This is a genomic window from Streptomyces sp. NPDC024632 (assembly GCF_055559175.1).
This window is the reverse complement of the sequence record NZ_JBVHLD010000005.1, coordinates 437,348-455,510: the sequence shown is the minus strand read 5'-3', so window position 1 is coordinate 455,510 and position 18,163 is coordinate 437,348. Positions and strand designations below refer to the sequence as shown.

The 18,163-nt window shown below is 71.4% G+C and carries 17 protein-coding genes; 10 read left to right on the top strand and 7 right to left on the bottom strand.

Annotated elements, in window-relative coordinates:
• Positions 1–213 precede the first annotated feature (213 nt).
• Positions 214–1,551 (top strand): class I SAM-dependent RNA methyltransferase, encoded by a 1,338-nt coding sequence (locus tag ACZ37P_RS13620; RefSeq protein WP_401857140.1) that lies wholly within the window; start codon positions 214–216, stop codon positions 1,549–1,551.
• Between the two features lie 174 nt (positions 1,552–1,725).
• On the opposite strand, the gene ACZ37P_RS13615 is transcribed toward ACZ37P_RS13620, so the two are convergent.
• From ACZ37P_RS13615 to ACZ37P_RS13595, 5 genes are all read right to left on the bottom strand, one after another.
• Complete coding sequence (locus tag ACZ37P_RS13615; protein ID WP_391048870.1) at positions 1,726–2,442, bottom strand: GntR family transcriptional regulator; 717 nt, start codon at positions 2,440–2,442, stop codon at positions 1,726–1,728.
• 148 nt (positions 2,443–2,590) lie between these two features.
• The gene (locus ACZ37P_RS13610) at positions 2,591–5,359 is read right to left on the bottom strand and encodes a fibronectin type III domain-containing protein (protein ID WP_467346514.1); all 2,769 of its coding nucleotides are present in this window, start codon (positions 5,357–5,359) and stop codon (positions 2,591–2,593) included.
• Positions 5,360–5,411: 52 nt separating this feature from the next.
• Positions 5,412–6,338, bottom strand: a complete 927-nt coding sequence (locus ACZ37P_RS13605) for a carbohydrate ABC transporter permease (protein ID WP_355338524.1) — start codon at positions 6,336–6,338, stop codon at positions 5,412–5,414.
• Positions 6,338–7,231 carry a carbohydrate ABC transporter permease gene (locus ACZ37P_RS13600; protein WP_355338527.1) on the bottom strand — a complete coding sequence of 298 codons (894 nt, stop codon included), beginning with the start codon at positions 7,229–7,231 and terminating at the stop codon, positions 6,338–6,340. The genes ACZ37P_RS13605 and ACZ37P_RS13600 overlap by 1 nt, the downstream gene beginning before the upstream one ends.
• Positions 7,232–7,399: 168 nt before the next feature.
• Positions 7,400–8,698, bottom strand: coding sequence for an extracellular solute-binding protein (locus ACZ37P_RS13595; RefSeq protein ID WP_467346512.1), 1,299 nt, complete (start codon positions 8,696–8,698; stop codon positions 7,400–7,402).
• A 183-nt stretch (positions 8,699–8,881) separates the two neighbouring features.
• On the opposite strand from ACZ37P_RS13595, the gene ACZ37P_RS13590 reads away from it, so the two are divergent.
• The 4 genes from ACZ37P_RS13590 to ACZ37P_RS13575 all read left to right on the top strand — a co-directional run bounded on the left by ACZ37P_RS13590 (position 8,882) and on the right by ACZ37P_RS13575 (position 12,505).
• Positions 8,882–9,622 (top strand): GntR family transcriptional regulator, encoded by a 741-nt coding sequence (locus ACZ37P_RS13590; protein ID WP_467346511.1) that lies wholly within the window; start codon positions 8,882–8,884, stop codon positions 9,620–9,622.
• A 179-nt stretch (positions 9,623–9,801) separates the two neighbouring features.
• Entirely contained in the window at positions 9,802–10,536 is a 735-nt protein-coding gene (locus ACZ37P_RS13585) for an SDR family NAD(P)-dependent oxidoreductase (RefSeq protein WP_401723912.1), read from the top strand.
• 26 nt (positions 10,537–10,562) lie between these two features.
• Positions 10,563–11,414 carry a fumarylacetoacetate hydrolase family protein gene (locus ACZ37P_RS13580; RefSeq protein ID WP_401312079.1) on the top strand — a complete coding sequence of 284 codons (852 nt, stop codon included), beginning with the start codon at positions 10,563–10,565 and terminating at the stop codon, positions 11,412–11,414.
• The gene (locus ACZ37P_RS13575; protein WP_355338542.1) at positions 11,411–12,505 is read left to right on the top strand and encodes a mannonate dehydratase; all 1,095 of its coding nucleotides are present in this window, start codon (positions 11,411–11,413) and stop codon (positions 12,503–12,505) included. Before ACZ37P_RS13580 ends, ACZ37P_RS13575 begins: the two co-directional genes overlap by 4 nt.
• Here the strand turns inward: ACZ37P_RS13575 and ACZ37P_RS13570 are convergent.
• Positions 12,490–13,308, bottom strand: a complete 819-nt coding sequence (locus ACZ37P_RS13570; protein ID WP_467346509.1) for a DUF2785 domain-containing protein — start codon at positions 13,306–13,308, stop codon at positions 12,490–12,492. The two genes, ACZ37P_RS13575 and ACZ37P_RS13570, sit on opposite strands and share 16 nt — an antisense overlap.
• A 9-nt stretch (positions 13,309–13,317) precedes the next feature.
• The gene (locus ACZ37P_RS13565) at positions 13,318–13,953 is read right to left on the bottom strand and encodes a DUF1697 domain-containing protein (RefSeq protein WP_467346507.1); all 636 of its coding nucleotides are present in this window, start codon (positions 13,951–13,953) and stop codon (positions 13,318–13,320) included.
• A 158-nt stretch (positions 13,954–14,111) separates the two neighbouring features.
• Here ACZ37P_RS13565 and ACZ37P_RS13560 point away from each other — a divergent pair, with 158 nt between their 5' ends.
• The 5 genes from ACZ37P_RS13560 (at position 14,112) to mmuM (ending at position 18,154) form a co-directional block, all read left to right on the top strand.
• Positions 14,112–15,407 (top strand): AAA family ATPase, encoded by a 1,296-nt coding sequence (locus tag ACZ37P_RS13560; protein ID WP_467346505.1) that lies wholly within the window; start codon positions 14,112–14,114, stop codon positions 15,405–15,407.
• The gene (locus ACZ37P_RS13555; protein WP_391048853.1) at positions 15,404–15,754 is read left to right on the top strand and encodes a nucleotide pyrophosphohydrolase; all 351 of its coding nucleotides are present in this window, start codon (positions 15,404–15,406) and stop codon (positions 15,752–15,754) included. The genes ACZ37P_RS13560 and ACZ37P_RS13555 overlap by 4 nt, the downstream gene beginning before the upstream one ends.
• Positions 15,755–15,876: 122 nt before the next feature.
• A complete protein-coding gene (locus ACZ37P_RS13550) occupies positions 15,877–16,281 on the top strand; it encodes a DUF6099 family protein (protein WP_355338556.1) in 405 nt (134 codons plus the stop codon).
• Positions 16,282–16,314: 33 nt separating this feature from the next.
• The gene (locus ACZ37P_RS13545) at positions 16,315–17,238 is read left to right on the top strand and encodes an LLM class F420-dependent oxidoreductase (protein ID WP_391048848.1); all 924 of its coding nucleotides are present in this window, start codon (positions 16,315–16,317) and stop codon (positions 17,236–17,238) included.
• A gap of 7 nt (positions 17,239–17,245) precedes the next feature.
• Positions 17,246–18,154, top strand: coding sequence for a homocysteine S-methyltransferase (gene mmuM / locus ACZ37P_RS13540; RefSeq protein WP_391048846.1), 909 nt, complete (start codon positions 17,246–17,248; stop codon positions 18,152–18,154).
• Positions 18,155–18,163: the final 9 nt, after the last annotated feature.

Genomic DNA, 18,163 nt, shown 5'->3' with positions numbered 1-18,163 from the left:
CGCCCCCCCCCCCCCCCCCCCCCCCCCCCCCCCCCCCCCCCCCCCCCCCCCCCCCCCCCCCCCCCCCCCCCCCCCCCCCCCCCCCCCCCCCCGGGACCGGAATTCCGGCCGGGCGCGGGCACGTAGACTGGAGGGCTTGTCCCCTCGGACACCCCGGCACGCGCGGGGCCCGTCCCCGCGCACCCCACCTTGAAGCTCAGGAGCACCGCCCCCATGCAGACCGAATCCGCACCGTCACTGGTCGGCCAGGAGTACGAGGTCGAGGTCGGCCAGGTGGCGCACGGCGGCCACTGCGTCGCGCGCACCGACGCCGGGCAGGTGCTCTTCGTCCGGCACGCGCTGCCCGGCGAGCGGGTCGTCGCGCGGGTCACGGAGGGCGAGGAGGGCGCGCGGTTCATCCGGGCCGACGCCGTGAAGGTGCTGACCGCGTCCAAGGACCGGGTCGAGCCGCCGTGCCCCTTCTCCGGGCCCGGCCGCTGCGGCGGGTGCGACTGGCAGCACGCGGCGCCGGGCGCGCAGCGCCGCCTCAAGGCGACGGTCGTCGCGGAACAGCTCGAACGGCTTGCCGGGCTCACTCCGGAGCAGGCCGGCTGGGACGGCACCGTGATGCCCGCCCCCGGCGACAAGGTCGCCAAGGGCGAGGTGCCCGCGTGGCGGACCCGCGTGCAGTACGCGGTGGACGCCGAGGGCCGCGCCGGACTGCGCAAGCACCGCTCCCACGAGGTCGAGGTGGTCGACCACTGCCTGATCGCCGCCCCCGGCGTCAGCGACCTCGGCGTCGAGGACCGTACGTGGCCGCAGATCGCCACCGTCGAGGCCATCGCCGCCACCGGTTCGAACGACCGTCAGGTGATCCTCACCCCGCGCCCCGGCGGGCGGCTGCCGATCGTCGAGCTGGACCAGCCGGTGTCGGTGCAGCGGATCGGCGAGCGCGACCACGCCGTGCACCGCGTGCACGGCCGCCCCTTCGTCCGTGAGCGGGCCGCGGGACGCACCTGGCGCGTCGGCGACGGCGGCTTCTGGCAGGTCCACCCGAAGGCCGCCGACCTGCTGGTGGAGGCCGTCATGCAGGGCCTGATGCCGCGCAAGGGCGACATGGCGCTCGACCTCTACTGCGGGGTCGGCCTCTTCGCGGGCGCGCTGGCCGAACGCGTCGGCGACCAGGGCGCCGTCCTCGGCATCGAGTCGGGCAAGCGCGCCGTCGAGGACGCCCGGCACAATCTCCAGGACTTCGACCGCGTCCGCATCGAGCACGGCAAGGTCGAGCAGGTCCTGCCCAAGACGCGGATCGACGAGGCCGACCTCATCGTCCTCGACCCGCCGCGCGCGGGCGCGGGCAAGCAGACCGTCCGCCGGCTCGCCGCCCTCGGCGCCCGCCGCATCGCCTACGTCGCCTGCGACCCCGCCGCCCTCGCCCGCGACCTCTCCTACTTCGCCGAAGCCGGCTACCGCCCCACCACCCTGCGGGCCTTCGACCTCTTCCCGGTCACCCACCACGTGGAGTGCGTCGCGATCCTCGTGCCGGAGAAGCCGGAGAAGAAGGACGCCTGACGCCGGAATGACGCGCGGGGCGTCCGGCTCGCCCTGGTCGCCACGGCCGCCGAACACGAGCGGCTGATGGACCGGCTGTCCGAAGCGCTCTGCCCCGACCCGGACCACGAGGGCCCCTGCCCGGTCCCCTGGGCGATGCACAGCAGCAACGAGGACTCCCTCCCGCTCCGACAGTCAGTCCGTGAAGTAGTCGGGGTACTGCTCGCGCAGGGCGACGCCGTAGCGGCGGACGCGGCTCACGTGGTCGCTGAGCAGGCGACGGCCGCCGGTGACGTCGGCGGCTTCGAGGGCGTCGACGATGGCCGTGTGCTCGGCGACCAGGGCGCGGACGGTGTCGGGGTCGGGGAGGCTGAGGCGGCGCAGCCGGTCGAGCTGGAGCTTCATCGGCTGCATGACGGTCCAGACGCCGTGGTAGCCGCTGATCACGAAGATCTGCTCGTGCAGGGCCTCGTCGGCGTCGAAGAATCCGGCGAGGTCCTGTTCCGCCTCGCAGCGGACCTGTTCCGCCAGCAGGGCGCGGCATACGCCCAGGCGGCGGTCCGGAGCGGCGCACGCGACGGCGAAGGCGGAGATCTCCAGGCTTTCGCGGACGAACCGCGCTTCCTCGACGTCGCGCAGGCTGATCTTCGCCACGGTGGTGCCGACTTGGGGGATGACGGTCACCAGTCCGTTGTCCACCAGGCGGGCGATGGCCTCGCGCACCGGGGTCCTGCTCACCTGGAGCCTGGCCGACAGGTCGGTCTCGGACAGCGAGGCGCCGGGCGCGATGCGCAACGTCCTGATCGCCGAGACCAGCTCTTCGTAGACGCGGTCGGAGGTGCGGGCGCGACCGCGGACGACCGGACGCAGCGGGGAGCCGCCGCCGCGCGCTTCCGCTGGGGGGCTGTTCAACGATCGTTCCACCCTCGCAAGATTTTCGGGCCAAACTCCTCGTCAGGATATCGGGATTCGTCCGTCGGGCAGCGGGTCCCGCGCACACCGCGGCCGGCCGGGTCCCGCGACCCGGCCGGCCGTGTGTCTCATCGATGCGACGCGGCGGTCAGCGCTTCGCGCTCTGTGTGCCGGGCGTCACCGTCCACTGGTCGAAGTCGTACGCGACCGACTCGTCGCCGACGGTCGCGGTGAACGTCGAGCCGAGCTTGTCCTGCTGGAGCCACGGCGTGTCGAACAGCTTGAAGCTGTCGTAACCGATCGCCTGGCCGTTGACCAGGTGGGTCGCGCCGGGCGCCTGGGACGCCTTGTCGTAGGTGAGGTCGAGGTCGTCCCCGGCCAGGCTGTGGTAGACGACGCGCGGGGTGGCGTCGTTCACGTGGCTGGTGTCCAGGCCGGTCTGCGTGGTCAGCGCCGTCGCGAAGGCGTCGAGGTCGGCGTACGCGGAGGCGTCGGCCGTCTCCAGCACCCACGCGTTGGTGTCGGCCTGGCTGCGCAGGATGTCGTAGGTGTAGCCGAGCGTCGCGGTCGGGTGGATCTGCGTCGTCGTCTTCACCTTGTTCGACGGGTCGTTGGGCGTCTGGTGGTACCAGGTGCCGGGCTTCGCCAGCTTGAACGCGAAGTACATCGGCCCGGTGCTGACGACCGTCCAGCCGTCCACCTGCTTGCGCTCCACGATCGAACCGTTGTCGGGGAACATCGCGTTGATGTAGTTCGACGTCTGGTCACCCGACGACTTGTAGATGCCCAGCGCCGTCGGACCGTCCTGCATCACCCGGTGGTTGTCGGGCTGGTCGTACGACCCGATCTGCGCGGTGCCCTGGTCGAGCGAGATCCGGAACAGCGGATTCGCCGCGTTGGACTGCCAGCGCAGCACCATCGGCATGTCCTCGATCCAGTTGTCGACCCTGCGGTACTGCGTCTCGGTGGCCAGTCCCCAGGTGGGCCGCACATAGCTGGTGCGGTAGACGTCCATCGCGTTGCCGCCGGAGTTCTGCAGATTCGCCTTGTACGCGCTGTACGACTTGTCGGTCATCCGACCGATCTTCACCGCGAGCGGCGGCGGCGTGTAGGACGTGCCGGACCAGGCCAGCATGCCCACGTACTCCAGGTCGGGCCGGTACGCCGACGGCGCGGTGTTGTCCGACTCGCCCACGCCCTGCTGCGCCCGGTGCTCCCCGAAGTACGTCCAGGCGAGCGTCGTGTGGTCCGCGGACCGCCAGGTCGGGTCGTTGGCGGAGGCCAGGTCGCCCTTGGCGCGGCTCTCCGACGAGATCAGGTAGCCGTTGTCCCAGTCGTTCGCCCACTCGAACCACATGACGTCCATGGCCATTTTGACCTCGGAGCGCAACTGCTGGTCGTCGGACCACTGGTAGATCGCGTTCAGACCGACATACGTCATGATCGTGTACTCGGGGCTCTCGTACTCGGCCCAGCCGCGCCGCACCCCGGCCTTGACCATCTCCTCGATGTTGGCCTTGCTGCTCGCCTTGAGCGCCGCCCCGGAGCTGCCGTTGAGGTCGGCCACGTCCGGGAAGTACTGCCCGACCAGATAGCCGGTGACGTACGTGCTCATCCGCAGGTTCTCGGTCTGCGGGAGCTTCTGGTAGCCGTACTTGGCGAAGTACGCGCGCACGTCCTGGAGCATCGCGGGGCTGAACTGGTCACCCGCCATCAGGTACGTGTACATCTTCGCCATGATCTTGTACTGCTCGTAGTCGTAGCCCTGGTAGAGCTTGTCCAGCTTGCCGAGGTTGGCCGCCACGTTCTGGTGGTCCACCAACTGCGCGGTGTACTGCGCCACGTTGATGGGGCCGTCCTCCTCCTTCATGGCCTTCGTCCGGTCCCACAGCCACTGCGTCCGGGTCTGCTGGGTGCCGGGGAACGGGGCGGGAGCCGCGGGTACGTACGTGGCGGTCGTGACGTGCACGGGGGCGCTCAGCGCGCTGACGTGGCCGAACGCGTCCTTCGCGCGCACCGCGAAGTCGTAACCCGTGCTCGGCATCAGGCCGGTGACGACCGCGGAGGTGCTGGAGCCGCTGACCGAGGAGGCCAGGTAGCCGTCGCGGTAGATGTCGTAGCCGCTGACCCCGGTGTCGTCGGTCGAGGCGTTCCACAGCAGCGGGACGCTGTCCGAGGAGGCCGTCCCGGCGTGCAGGGACGTCGGCGTGGTGGGCGGCGCGCTGTCGGACACCGCGCCGGCGTCGTACACACCGACGTTGTCGACGTCGATCGCCTCGTCGGTGCCGCCGGTGTCGACGCGCACCTGGAAGCCGAGTTCGACGGTCGTCACGAGCCGCTGGCCGCCGTTGGGCACCACGGTGAAGCGGTACTCGGGGATGTCGCTGTCGTCGACCGTCGCCAGGGCGCCCGACGTGCTCTTGTACGCGGCGGTGCCGGTCAGGCTCACGGCCGGTACGGCGAACCGCGGCACCAGGACGTTGTCGGCGTTGCCGAACTGGATCTCCGCGTAGATGTCCTTGGCGACGGGCTTGCTGCTGGCCGCGGCGCGCTTGAGGTCGAACTTCAGGACGAACTGCTCGGCCGGGCTGCCGACCGGCGCCCCGTAGACGGCGTTGACGCGGCTCACCAGCGAGCCGGTGGAGAACCGGTGGTAGAAGTAGCTGGCGAGGTTGGTCCCCTGGGAGGCGTCGCGCAGTTCGAGCGCGTTGTTCCCGCCGACGCTCACGATCTGCTGGCTGCCCCCGCCCGAGGCGGTGGACATGGTCAGCGGACTGGTGCCGCTGTCCATCGTGGTGTCCATGTCCGCCGCGAGCAGGTTGACCTGTGGGTCGTCGGCGGCGACGGCACCTTGGGACGGTGCCGCGAGGAGCACGATGACGCACGCGGACGCCATGGCTCCGTACAGGACTCTCATTGATCATCCTTTCGTTGGCACTGGCTGACTTGCCGACCGTTGAACCGACCGGTTACTTGACCGACCCCGCGACCAGGCCCTTGCTCCAGAAGGACTGCAAGGACACGAACATGGCGACGACGGGCACGACCGAGAGCAGCGCGCCCGTGACGACGGTCGCGTAACCGATCGGATAGCCCTGCATCTCACGCCAGCCGACGAGCCCCACGGTCACGGGCTGGAGCGATCTGTCGGCGAGCATGAGTGAGGGGAGCAGGAAGTTCGTCCAGATCGCGACGAACTGGAACAGGAAGATCGTCACCATCGCGGGCGCCATGATCCGCATCCCCATCACGAAGATGCGGAACTCGCCCGCCCCGTCGATCCGTCCGGCCTCGATCAGCGCGTCCGGGATCGACGACGCGGCGTAGATCCGGCTCAGATACACGCCGAAGGGGCTGACGATGCTGGGGATGAACACCGACCAGAAGGTGTTGATCACGCCGGTGTGGCTGAAGAGCAGATACAGCGGGACGGCGAGTACGGGGGCGGGCAGCAGGACGGCGGCGAGCACCGTGCCGAAGACCGCCTCACGACCGGGGAAGGGGAACTTCGCCAGCGCGTAGCCGCACATCGTGGCCAGCAGCGTGGAGACGACGCCGCCGCCGACCGCGTACAGCAGCGAGTTCAGCAACCAGCGGGAGTAGATGCCGCCTTGGGCCTCGAACAGCGTCTGGACGTTGTCCCAGAGGGCGAAGTGCGCGCCGAACCAGAAGCCGTTGCCGGAGAAGAGCTCCCCGCTGCCCTTGGTGGCGGAGACGATCAGCCACCACACCGGGAGCAGGAAGTAGAGGGCGAACAGGCCCATGACGGCCAGCACGAACATCCGCGAGGCCGGGTTCACGGTCGTCAGCGGGCTGCCCGAGGCGCGCTTGGGCCCCGGTCGCGGCTTCGGGGGAGCCGGCGTGGCGGGCGCGGGTGATTCCACGGTGGCGGTCATCAGTCGGTCCTCTTGGCCGACGCGCGGAAGACGGCGACGGAGAGCACACAGATCAGCGCACCGAGCACCACCGACTGCGTGGCCGCGTAGTTGAAGTTGTTGGAGGAGACCGACCGCAGCGTGGCCATGATCGGCGTGTAGGTGGAGGACAGGTTCGGCGCCACGGACTTCATGGTCGCGGGCTCGTTGTAGAGCTGGAACGTGCCGATGATCGAGAAGACCAGGGTCATCAGCAGGGCGGGGCGGATCTGCGGGACCTTGATCAGCCACGCGGCCCGCCACCCCGTGCAGCCGTCCATCGCGGCGGCCTCCATGGTCTCCTCGGGGATCGCCTGGAGCGCCGCGTACAGCAGGATCGTGTTGTAGCCGGTCCACGCCCAGGTGAGGATGTTCGCGATCGAGAACGGCAGCGCGGCGTCGGTGACGAAGCTGGCGTGGACGCCGATCGAGTCGAGCGCGCGGGTGATCGGGCTCAGCGACGGCGCGTACAGGAACGACCAGACCAGTCCCGCGATCACACCGGGCAGCCCGTACGGGACGAAGTAGGCGAGCCGGAAGAACCGGCCGCCCTTGATCGCCGCGGAGTCCAGGAGAAGGGCGAGTACGAGCGCGATGCCGAGCATCACCGGCACCTGGATCACGCCGATGAACGCCACCCGTCCCAGCGAGGCGAGGAAGTCCGCGTCGTGGAACACCTCGACGTAGTTGTCGAAGCCCGCGAAGACGGTCTTCGAGCCGCCGAGCCCGAGGCCGGAGCGCTTCACCGAGAACAGGCTCTGCTCCAGTGAGTACGCGGTGGGGATCAGGTAGACGACGACGAAGAGCAGGAGGAAGGGCAGGACGAACGGCGCGGCCCGGCGGAGCTCGCGTAGTCGGCGCCGTTGAGTCGTCACGGAGGACACGGTCACCTTCTCTCTGAAGGAACGTGGGTGCTGGGGGACTTGTCGGGGCGGGGGCGGGGGCGGGGGCGAGGGCAGGGCAGGGCAGGGCAGGGCAGGGCCAGGGCGGCGGCGGGGGCGGCGGATTCGCGGCCCCCGCGCGGCCCTTCTTCCTGGCCCCGGCTAATTGACCGAGAAGCCCTGGGACTTCAGCGCCTTGAGCGTGTCCTTCTGGGCGTTGCCGAGCGCGTTCTCGTACGTGGCCTTCTTCGTGTGCACCTTGCCGAGGCCGTCACCGAGCGTCGTGGCCGAGATCGACATGATCGGCCCCCACATCCAGCCGGAGTTGACCTTGGCCGACTCGGTGCGGAACAACTGGTAGACGGGCTGGCCGCCGTAGTAGCTCTGCGGGGCGTCCAGCGCGGGGTTGGTGAGCCCGGACTTGGACGCGGGCAGGATGGCCGCGGAGGCGATGAGGTTCGACACCGACTCCTTGTCCGTCGACATCCAGGTGGCGAATTCGGTCGCCTCCTTCGGGTGCGAGCAGTCCTTCATCACGGCCGTGGCCGATCCGCCGGAGTTCCCGACCGCGTCCGTACCGGCCCATCGGGGCATCGGCGCGACGGCCCACTTGCCCGCGGAGCCCGAGGCGTTGTCCCGGATCAGGGACGCCGACCAGACGGGACCGACCTCGGCCCAGACCGTCCCCTTGCTCCACGCGGAGTACAGCGCCGCGTCGAAGGCGGGGTACGAGGCGAGCAGCCCCTTGTCGTACAGGCCCTGCCAGTAGTCGCCGACCTTGCGGTTGGCGGCGCTGTCGAACGACACGGACCACGCGTCGTTCTTCACCCCGAACCAGGGGGCGCCGCCCTGCCACGCGAACCCGGCGTAGAGGTAGGGGTCGGTGGGCAGGTTCATGATCCGCGACGCCGGGTCCGCGGCCTTCACCGCGGCGGCGGCGGCCGTGAACTCGTCCCAGGTCCTGGGCAGTGCGATGTGCGCCTTCTTGAACAGGTCGGCCCGGTAGAACATCGCCATCGGCGCGGTGTCCACCGGTACGCCGTACGCCTTGCCGTCGACGCCGACGTTGCCCCACACCCAGTCGGGGAACTCGCTCCTGCCGTCCTTGACGTACGTGCTGACGTCCTGGAGCACGCCCGCCGCGAGGAAGCTGGAGAACGTCTCGTACCCGACCTGGGCCAGACAGGGCGCCTTGCCCGCCTTGGCGGCGGTGAGCATCTTGTCGTAGCCGCCGGCGCCGCCGTTGGTGATGGCCTCGTACTTCACGTGGACGTCGGGGTGCGTCTTGTTCCAGAGCGCGACGGACTTCTCGTAGCCCGCGGCCCAGCCCCAGAAAGTGATGTCCGCCGGGCCGCCGGTGTCCGCCTTGCCGCTGCCGCTGCCGTTGCCGCCGCCGCATCCGGTCAGCGCGAGGCTGAGCGCGGCGAGGACCGCGGCGGTGGTGAGTCTTGCCCTGCGCATGATCATGGCGACCTCTCGGTTTGCTGCTGTACAGCGCGGTTCGTGTCTTCGTGCCGTGGTGATGGGGGGCGTTGGCGGGGGCGATGAGGGGGCGATGGGGGAGCGGACATACCGCCGCGGACGACACCGGGTAGGCGACCGGGATACTTGCATACAAGAATACTGGCATGCAAGGATTCGGACGTGAATCCTCCCCGACCAGCACGCATCCAGGAGCAGGCACCCCCCGGCCCCGCCGGAGGGCTGTCGCCGATCACCCGGGACCGCACGCGGAACCGCGCCTCCGACCACGTCTACGACGAGTTGGTCTCCGCGATCCGCAGACTGCGGCTCGCCCCCGGCTCCTCCCTGTCGGAGACGGACATCGCGGAACGGCTGCACGTCAGCCGTACGCCCGTCCGGGAGGCCATCGCCCGGCTCGCCGACACCGGCCTCGTCCACGTCGTGCCGCAGGTCGGCACGCAGGTCGGGCTGATCCGGCTACGCGACGTCGAGGAAGCGCGCTTTGTGCGCGAGAGCCTGGAGGTCTCGGCCTTCGAGGCGGCCTGCGGCAATCCGGCACTGGACGTCGGCATCCTCCGCGACCTGCTCGAACAGCAGGAGCACGCCTACTGCACCGCCGACTACGACACGTTCTTCCAGGCCGACGAGGCCCTGCACAGTGCGATCTTCACCCTCAGCGGCCACCCCGGCGCGTGGCAGGTCGTCCAGCGGATGAAGCTGCAACTCGACAGAGTGCGCCGGCTCGCCCAACCCGACACCGCCACGATGCGTGACCTGATCGACGAACACCGGCTGATCGTCGACGCGTTGGAGTCCCGCGACATCGCGGGCGGGCGCGCCCTGATCAGCCGTCACGCCAGACGCGCGCTCGAACGCGTGCCAGGGCTGCGCGCGCAGTATCCGCACTACTTCACGGCGTGACCGCGCGCGGCGGCGTACGACCGGGCGCGGGGGCGTACGACCACGCGCGGCAGCGTCGTACGACCGGGCGGGGCAGCGTCGTACGACCGCCCCATAACGTGCACGACCGCGCACGACCACGCACGACCGCGCATGACAGTCAGGTGCACCGAATCACCGCGACGAAAGGACAACCCCACGTGAACAGGTTCGCCGGACGGACGGTTCTCGTCACAGGCGCCGGTTCCGGCATCGGCCGCGAGATGACGCGCCAGTTCGTGGCGGAGGGGGCGACCGTCTACGCGGCGGACCTCGACCCCGCCGACGTGCCCGACGGCGGCATCCCGCTCACCGCCGACGTCACCGACCCCGACTCCTTCGCCGCGGCCGTCTCCCGGGCGGTGTCGGAGACCGGCGCGCTGCACGTGCTCTGCAACAACGCGGGCCTGGCCTCCAGCACCGACACCCTGGCGTGCAGCGTCGAGGAGTGGGACGCGACCTTCGCGGTCAACACCCGCGGGGTGTTCCTCGGCACCAAACTCGCCCTGCCGCACATGCTCGCCCAGGGCGACGGCGCCATCGTCAACACCGCCTCCGCCGCCGGACTCGTCGGACTGAAGGACCGCGCCGCGTACTGCGCCAGCAAAGGCGCCGTGATCGCCTACAGCCGCCAGGTCGCCGTGCAGTACGCGGGCACCGGCGTGCGCTGCAACTCCGTCTGCCCCGGCACCGTCGACTCCCCGTGGGTGGGCCGCCTGCTCGCCGCGGCCGACGACCCCGGGCAGGCCCGCGCCCAACTCGTCGCCCGGCAGCCGATGGGCCGCCTCGGCACCCCGGCCGAGGTCGCCGCCGCCGCCCTCTACCTCGCCTCCGACGCCGCCGCGTTCATCACCGGCACCGAGCTGGTCATCGACGGCGGGCTGCTCGCCGGCTGACCATCCCTACCACCGAACGGATCACCGTGAAGCTCATGCGTGTCGGCCCACCCGGGGCCGAACGGCCCGTCGCCCTGCTTCCCGACGGCCGCCACCTCGACCTGTCCGCGCTCACCGACGACATCGACGGCGCCTTCCTCGCGGGCGACGGCCCCGACCGGCTGCGCGACGCGATCGAGGCGGGCGGCCTGCCGGCCGTCGACGTCACCGGGCAGCGCGTCGGCCCGCCCGTCGCCCGCCCCGGCGTCGTGCTCTGCGTCGGCATGAACTACGCGGCGCACGCGGCGGAATCGGGCGCCGCACCGCCCCAGGCGCCGGTCGTGTTCTACAAGTCACCGCACTGCGTCGTGGGACCGGACGACGACGTCCTGCTGCCGCGCGGCTCCGCCAAGACGGACTGGGAGGTCGAGCTCGCGATCGTCATCGGACGCCGGGCCCGCTACCTCGACTCGCCCGCCGACGCCCTGGCCCACGTGGCGGGTTACACGATCTCCAACGACGTGTCCGAGCGGGCCCTGCAACTGGAGACCAGCGGCGGCCAGTGGTCGAAGGGCAAGAGCTGCGAGACGTTCAACCCGCTGGGTCCCTGGCTGGTCACCCCGGACGAGATCACGTCCCCCCAGGCCCTCGGCCTGCGCTCCTGGGTCAACGGCGAACCCCGCCAGGCGTCCGGCACCAAGGACATGATCTTCGACGTCGCCACGCTGATCCACGAGCTGAGCCAGTTCACCGTCCTCGAACCGGGCGACGTCATCAACACCGGCACGCCCGAAGGCGTCGCGCTGTCGGGCCGCTTCCCCTACCTCAAGGAGGGCGACACCATGGAGTTGGAGATCGACGGGCTGGGCCGTCAGCGGCAGCGGGTCGGCCGGGCATGACCATACGACTCTCGCTCGGACACATCGACACCTACGACGCGCGGGTCGCGACCTTCGCGCGCCAACTCGGTCTCACCGGCGTGCAGCTCCACACCCCCGACCTGCTGCCCGGCGAGGACGGCTTCTGGAGCGAGTCCGAACTGCGGGCCCTCAAGGACCGTTGCGAGGCCGACGGTCTCGCGATCGACGGCCTGGAGAACGTACCGCTCGCGCACTTCTGGAAGATCCAGCGCGGACTGCCGGGCCGCGACGAGCAGATCGAGAACTACCTCAGAACCATCCGCAACCTCGCCGCCGTGGGCATCGACCTGCTCGGCTACAACTTCCTCGCCACGTACGTCTGGCGCACGGACATGGCGGCGGCGGGCCGCGGCGGCGCCAAGGTCAGCGCCTTCGACCTGGCGGACGTCTCCCGCGGCAACGCGCTCGCCGGATACCGGCTCACCCCCGACCACCCCGTCGACGAGCCGGCCACCGCCGACCGGATGTGGGCCAACCACCAGTACTTCCTCGACGCCGTCCTGCCCGTCGCCGAGGAGGTCGGCGTACGGCTGGCCCTGCACCCCGACGACCCGCCCGTCGACGTGCCGTTGGGCGGCATCGCCCGGATCTTCACCTCGCCCGCCGCCATCGGACGGGCCCGCGACCAGGCGGGCGGCAGCCCGTCCTGGGGCCTGAACCTCTGCCTGGGCACGGTGTCGGAGATGGCGGGCGAGGAGAGCGTCAACGAGGTCATCGACCTGCTGGGGCCGTCCATCTTCTACGTCCACTTCCGGGACGTCCGCGGCACCGTGCCCCGCTTCAGCGAGTGCTTCCTCGGCGAGGGCAACTTCAACCCGGCGCGGGTCATCCGCCGTCTTGAGGACTCCGGATTCGACGGGTTCCTCATCGACGACCACGTCCCGGCGATGATCGGCGACCTCGACACCTGGGGCGACATCTCCTCCGAGGCGTACTGCAGCCGCGGTCGGGCCCACGCGATCGGCTACCTGCAAGGCGTCCTCAACGGCCTCGGGCTCGACCAGCCGGAGGCCCGCCCGCGGGCCGGCCGCTCGGCGACGGTCGGCCGGCAGCCTCAGGCCAGCCAGTAGTACGGCAGGCGCAGGAGGTCGGCGACGCGTGCGGCGACCTCCCGCGCGTGCGGCGGGACGCCCTCGTCGGCGATGCCGCGTATCAGGTGCAGATGGAGCGACTGGAGGGTGGCGAAGGTGTTGAACGCCCAGACCGGGACCGCGCCGGGTCCGCCGCCCTCCAGGGCCTTGTGAACGACGGTCAGCCAGTCGGTGGCCTCCTCGACGGTCAGTCCGGGGGCCTGGAGGACACGGGTGAGCGCGCGGGCCAGCCGCGCGTCCTCCAACTGCGCGTAGCGGTAGTCGGTCTGCTCGACCGTCATCCTGCGGGCGCACAGCTCCAGCAGTCCGGTGCGGCGCTCCGGCAGAGCCTTCGCGAACGCGGCGGCGGCGTCGGCGCCGTGCGCCACGGCGTGCAGCCAGCCCAGCGCGTCGTCCCAGCCGCGGGTGTCGCGCTCGGCCGGATACCAGGCCGAGAACCGCGCGTACCAGCGCTCCGCCGCCTCTCGCGGCACGAGCCCGGGCACGGCGTCGCCCCGCGTCAGCACGGAGCAGATGATCAGCGGTGCGAAGGCCCTGGCCTGAACCTCCGGGTGGGTGAGACGGCCGGCCGCGTCGTCCCCGAGCGTTTCGAGGACGGCGTCGAGACGCCCCTCCCTGATCCAGCGGGCAGCGCCGGTATAGGCGTGGTCGTCGCGTGTCCCGGGGTCCGGGGACGTCAGCATGACGGACAGCTCGGCGGCGAGCCGCGGCGCGGGGACGCCCTCGGGGAAGGGGAATCCGTTGGCCGCGACCGACGTCCAGTCGACACGATCGGCGTTCATGGCATCAGGCTATTCCTCGCTCATCGCCACCAGTTTGGTGACCGTGTTCCAGTTGCGGGTGGACGCCGTCAGGCCGAGGCGGCGGTCGGAGAACTGGGCGGCCAGCTTGGAATTGTGCACACCGCCGGGGAAGTGGCCGTAGATCTCGCTCTGCCCGGGACGGAATTCGTCCGGCGCGTACGCCGCCGCGTCGATCGCCGCCAGCTTGTCGAGGGGGACGGGCCCCGACAGGAACGTCACCATGAAGCGCGACGGATTCACCCCGTCCATCGGGAACGGGTTGGCGTCCACGACCCGCCGGAGGTCCGCGCCGGTACGGATCAGGCAGGCGACGGTCAGCCCCAACTCGTCGCTGATCCGCTGCTCCAAATCCGCTGCCAGCCGCCCCGGATCGGCCTGCGCGTGGGTGAAGACGGCGTTGCCGCTCTGGAGGTGGGTGCGGATGTCGGCGGCGCCGATGGAGGCCAGCAGGTCCCTGAGGGTCCGCATGGGCAGCTTGTTCTTGCCGCCGACGTTGATTCCGCGCAGCAGCGCGACGTAGCGGGTATCCGTGTCCGTATCCGGGGTCGTGCTCTTACTGGTGCCGGTGCTGGTCCTGGTGTTGGTCTTGGTGTTGGTTTTGGCGCCGGTGGCCTTGGTCGTCACGATCGCCACGCTAGCGGCCGGCACTGACAATCGGTCGATTCCGGGTGGTGCCGGGGCAAGCGCGGCGTCGCGCGAATCATGCGCGATGTCCCTCGTTCGGAGGACGGTACGGTCGCTGGAACGGTTCGGCAGGCCGGGGCCTGGTTACGTTCGCGCATATGACCAGCATCCATGACAGACCCGTCGTCACCGAACTGCGGCTGTCGGCCTTCAAATCGCACCGGGGCGCGTCGTTCGGACTCGGGCCGCTCACCCTGCTCTGCGGGGGCAGCGGCACCGGCAAGTCGAGCGTGCTGGAGGCGCTGGCCGCGCTCGGTCGGCTGGCCTGCGGGGACGGGCTCGACGAGGTCTTCGAGTCCGTGGTGCGCGGTGGCGCGGCGGCGTGCGTACCGCAGGACGCGCAGCCCGACCCGCAGGGACGGCGCGGCTTCCGGATCGGCTGCACGGTCACCGGCCCGGTGGGTCCCGTGCGGCTCGACGTCGCCGTCCAGGCGGAGCCCACGCTGCGGATCGTCGGCGAGCGGCTGACCGGCGCGGGCGAGACGCTGCTGACGACGGCGCTGCGCGACCCGGAACGCCCCACGGTGCAGGCCGCCTGGCACACCGCGGGCCTGGTCGCCGTCACCCGCGCGCCGCTGCCCGACGACCGCCTCGCCACGGCCCTGTTGCCGCTGCGCGTCGCCGGACGCACCGACGGGCAGCGCCTGGTGCTGGCCGCCGCGGAACAGGTCGTCGTGGCGCTGCGCGGGGTCTTCCCGATCGCACCGCGCCCCGAGCTGATGCGCGGCCCCGTCCCGGTCGGCGACGGACGGCTGCGCGCCTCCTGCGACAATCTGTCCGCCGTCCTGGCCAGGACGGAAGGCGAGTGCGGCACCCGGCACGCGGCGCTGGTCAACGCGGTGCGCGCGGTGTGCAGTCCGCCGGTGGAGGGGATCACGGCGCTGGCGGCGGGCGCCGCCGCGAGCACGGGCGCAGGCGGGCGTACGTGCGCCGGTCCGCGTACCGGTGCCGGTACGGCGGAGGGCGCCCGCGCGGGCGGCGGGTCGGTGGCGGAAACGGCGCGTGCGGTGGACGCCGTGATCGCCGCGGTGGACCGAGGCCCGCTCGGCCTGGTCCCGGTGGACCGCCTCGGCGACGGCGAACTCCGCTTCCTCGCGCTGGCGTTGGTGCTGCTCACCGGCCCCGGAGTGCTGGACGTCGACACGAGTACGGAACTGCTGCCCGCCAGTCAGGTGCTGACCGTGCTGGGCGACGGCCTCGACCACGGCCTGGACCGTCGTCAACTGACCGAACTGCTGCGGCTGGCGGGCCCGGCCGCGGAACGCGGGCACATCCGGCTGCTGGGCACCGTCCAGGACGCGAGCTTCGCGGAGGGGATCGGCGGTGTCTCGGTCACCGCGCTCGGGGTCCCGAGGCCACGCCGCCGCGAGGATGCGGTAGACCAGTCGGGGTGACCGAAGAAACCGACGCACCCGATCTCGCGGCGCTCCAGCACCGCCTCGCCTCCTTCGCCGCGGCCCGGAACTGGCAGCCGTTCCACACGCCCAAGAACCTCGCCGCCGCGCTGAGCGTCGAGGCCGCGGAGCTGCTGGAGATCTTCCAGTGGCTCACCCCGGAACAGGCGGCGGAGGTGATGGCGGACGACGGGACCGCGCACCGGGTCCGCGACGAGGTCGCGGACGTGCTGGCGTACCTGCTGCAATTCTGCGAAGTGCTCGGCATCGACGTGCTGGCCGCGCTGGCGGCGAAGATCGACCGCAACGAGCTGCGGTTCCCGCGGGCCGATCCCTCGTCCGGGTGACGAGGTTTTCCACAGGCGCGGAGTTGTCCACAGATCTCCCGAGGGGCCTTTCCGCACCCGCGAAACTCTGTCACTCTGAGTAATGGCGAAGGGATCGCCGCAGGACAGAGGGGGTGCGGGACATGGACGCAGCGCGACTGGTGGCCCAGGCGGAGCGCGTGATGAGCCGGTCGCCGCAGCCGGACGACGTCATCGCGGAGGCATGGCAGGCGTTCGAGCTGACCGAGGCCGTGGGACGGCTGCTCACCGCCGATCACGAGCGGCCGGTGGTCCGCGCCGGGCCGGGACCGGTGGTGGGCGCGTCAGGCGGCGACCCGCCGCGGGCCGCACGGCTGACCGGGGTGCGCGACCCGCACGGCACGCTGCGGGCCCTGCGCGCGCTGCTCGGCGAGATCGGCCTGTCGCTGGTCGCCATCACCTGCACGGCGGAGGACGAGGCGGCGTACTGGAACTGCATCGAGGCGCTGGACGCGGTGGACGAGGCCAAGGACCGCGTGCGCGCGCTGACCCGGGAGGTGGACCGTTGACGGAGATCGCCGTGATGGGGGCAGGATGGAGGAATGGATCTGCGAATCTTCACCGAGCCCCAGCAAGGTGCCGAGTACGACACCCTGCTCACCGTCGCGAAGGCGACCGAAGACCTGGAATTCGACGCCTTCTTCCGCTCCGACCATTACCTGAAGATGGGCGACGGGACCGGACTGCCGGGACCCACGGACGCGTGGATCACCCTGGCCGGACTCGCCCGCGAGACCAGCCGGATCAGGCTCGGCACCCTGATGACGGCCGGCACCTTCCGGCTCCCCGGTGTGCTGGCGATCCAGGTCGCCCAGGTGGACCGGATGTCGGGTGGACGGGTCGAGTTCGGCCTCGGCGCGGGCTGGTTCGAGGAGGAGCACACGGCGTACGGCATCCCCTTCCCGAAGGAGAAGTTCGCCCGCCTTGAGGAGCAACTGGCCATCGTCACCGGCCTGTGGGAGACCCCGGTCGGCAAGACCTTCGACTACGACGGGACGTTCTACCAGCTCAAGGACTCGCCCGCGCTGCCCAAGCCCGCGCAGGCGAAGGTCCCGGTGCTGATCGGCGGCATGGGCGCCAAGCGGACACCGGAACTGGCGGCGCGCTACGCGACCGAGTTCAACATCCCGTTCGCCTCGGTCGAGGACAGCGGGCTCCAGATCGGCCGGGTGCGCGCGGCGGCGGAGGCGGCCGGGCGCGGCCCCGACGACCTGGTGTACTCCAACGCCCTGGTGGCCTGTGTCGGCAAGGACGACGCCGAGGTGGCCCGCCGGGCCGCCGCGATCGGCCGGGAGGTGGACGAGCTGAAGGCGAACGGGCTGGCGGGCACGCCCGCCGAGGTCGTCGACCGGATCGGGCAGTTCGCGGAGCAGGGCTCCACCCGCTTCTACCTCCAGATTCTCGACCTGTCCGACCTCGACCACCTGGAGCTGATCTCGTCCCAGGTCAGGACCCAGGTGGGCTGAGGCCGCGATGTCCATGACCCCGCCCGCACCGCTCTTCCCGGCCGCCGCCGGGAGGGCACTAGTCCTGGACGGCGGGCTGTCCAACCAACTCGCCGACCAGGGCTGCGACCTGTCGGACCCGCTCTGGTCCGCCCGGCTGCTCGCCGACGCCTCGGAGCAGATCGAGGCCGCGCACACCGCCTATGTGCGGGCGGGCGCCCGGGTGCTGATCACCTCCAGCTACCAGGCCACCTACGAGGGGTTCGCCCGGCGCGGCATCGGGCGGGCCGAGGCGTCCGCGCTGCTGACCCGCAGCGTGGAGCTGGCCCGGCGGGCGGGCGCGGGCCGGACCGACGTGCGGGTGGCGGCGTCGGTCGGGCCGTACGGGGCGATGCTCGCGGACGGCAGCGAGTACCGCGGGCGGTACGGGCTGAGCGTGCGGGAGCTGGAGCGCTTCCACCGGCCGCGGATCGAGACCCTGGCGGCGGCCGGTCCCGACGTCCTGGCCCTGGAGACGGTGCCGGACACCGACGAGGCCGAGGCCATGCTGCGGGCGGCCGAGGGGACCGGCGTGCCGGTCTGGCTCTCCTACACCGTCGACGGCGACCGCACCCGGGCCGGGCAGCCCCTGGCGGACGCCTTCGCGGTGGCCGCGGGCCGCGACGAGGTGATCGCGGTGGGCGTCAACTGCTGCGCGCCCGCCGACGCGGACCATGCGGTGGAGGCGGCGGCGACGGTCACCGGCAAGCCCGTCGTCGTCTACCCCAACAGCGGCGAGCACTGGGACGCCGGCCTCCGCCGCTGGGACGGCGCCGCCACCTTCTCCCCGGCCCGCGTGACCGCCTGGGAACGGTCGGGCGCCCGCCTGATCGGCGGCTGCTGCCGAGTGGGCCCGGCCCGGATCAGCGCCCTGTCGAAGGTGCTGGGCGGCGGCTAGGGCCGGGAA

Excerpts from the sequence above, each read along its gene's own strand:
- ACZ37P_RS13560 (WP_467346505.1), top strand. The coding sequence starts at position 14,112 with ATGACCAGCATCCATGACAGACCCGTCGTCACCGAACTGCGGCTGTCG.
- ACZ37P_RS13570 (WP_467346509.1), bottom strand. The coding sequence starts at position 13,308 with ATGAACGCCGATCGTGTCGACTGGACGTCGGTCGCGGCCAACGGATTC.
- ACZ37P_RS13575 (WP_355338542.1), top strand. The coding sequence starts at position 11,411 with ATGACCATACGACTCTCGCTCGGACACATCGACACCTACGACGCGCGG.
- ACZ37P_RS13610 (WP_467346514.1), bottom strand. The coding sequence starts at position 5,359 with ATGAGAGTCCTGTACGGAGCCATGGCGTCCGCGTGCGTCATCGTGCTC.
- mmuM (WP_391048846.1), top strand. The coding sequence starts at position 17,246 with ATGTCCATGACCCCGCCCGCACCGCTCTTCCCGGCCGCCGCCGGGAGG.
- ACZ37P_RS13605 (WP_355338524.1), bottom strand. The coding sequence starts at position 6,338 with ATGACCGCCACCGTGGAATCACCCGCGCCCGCCACGCCGGCTCCCCCG.
- ACZ37P_RS13620 (WP_401857140.1), top strand. The coding sequence starts at position 214 with ATGCAGACCGAATCCGCACCGTCACTGGTCGGCCAGGAGTACGAGGTC.
- ACZ37P_RS13550 (WP_355338556.1), top strand. The coding sequence starts at position 15,877 with ATGGACGCAGCGCGACTGGTGGCCCAGGCGGAGCGCGTGATGAGCCGG.
- ACZ37P_RS13545 (WP_391048848.1), top strand. The coding sequence starts at position 16,315 with ATGGATCTGCGAATCTTCACCGAGCCCCAGCAAGGTGCCGAGTACGAC.
- ACZ37P_RS13595 (WP_467346512.1), bottom strand. The coding sequence starts at position 8,698 with ATGCGCAGGGCAAGACTCACCACCGCCGCGGTCCTCGCCGCGCTCAGC.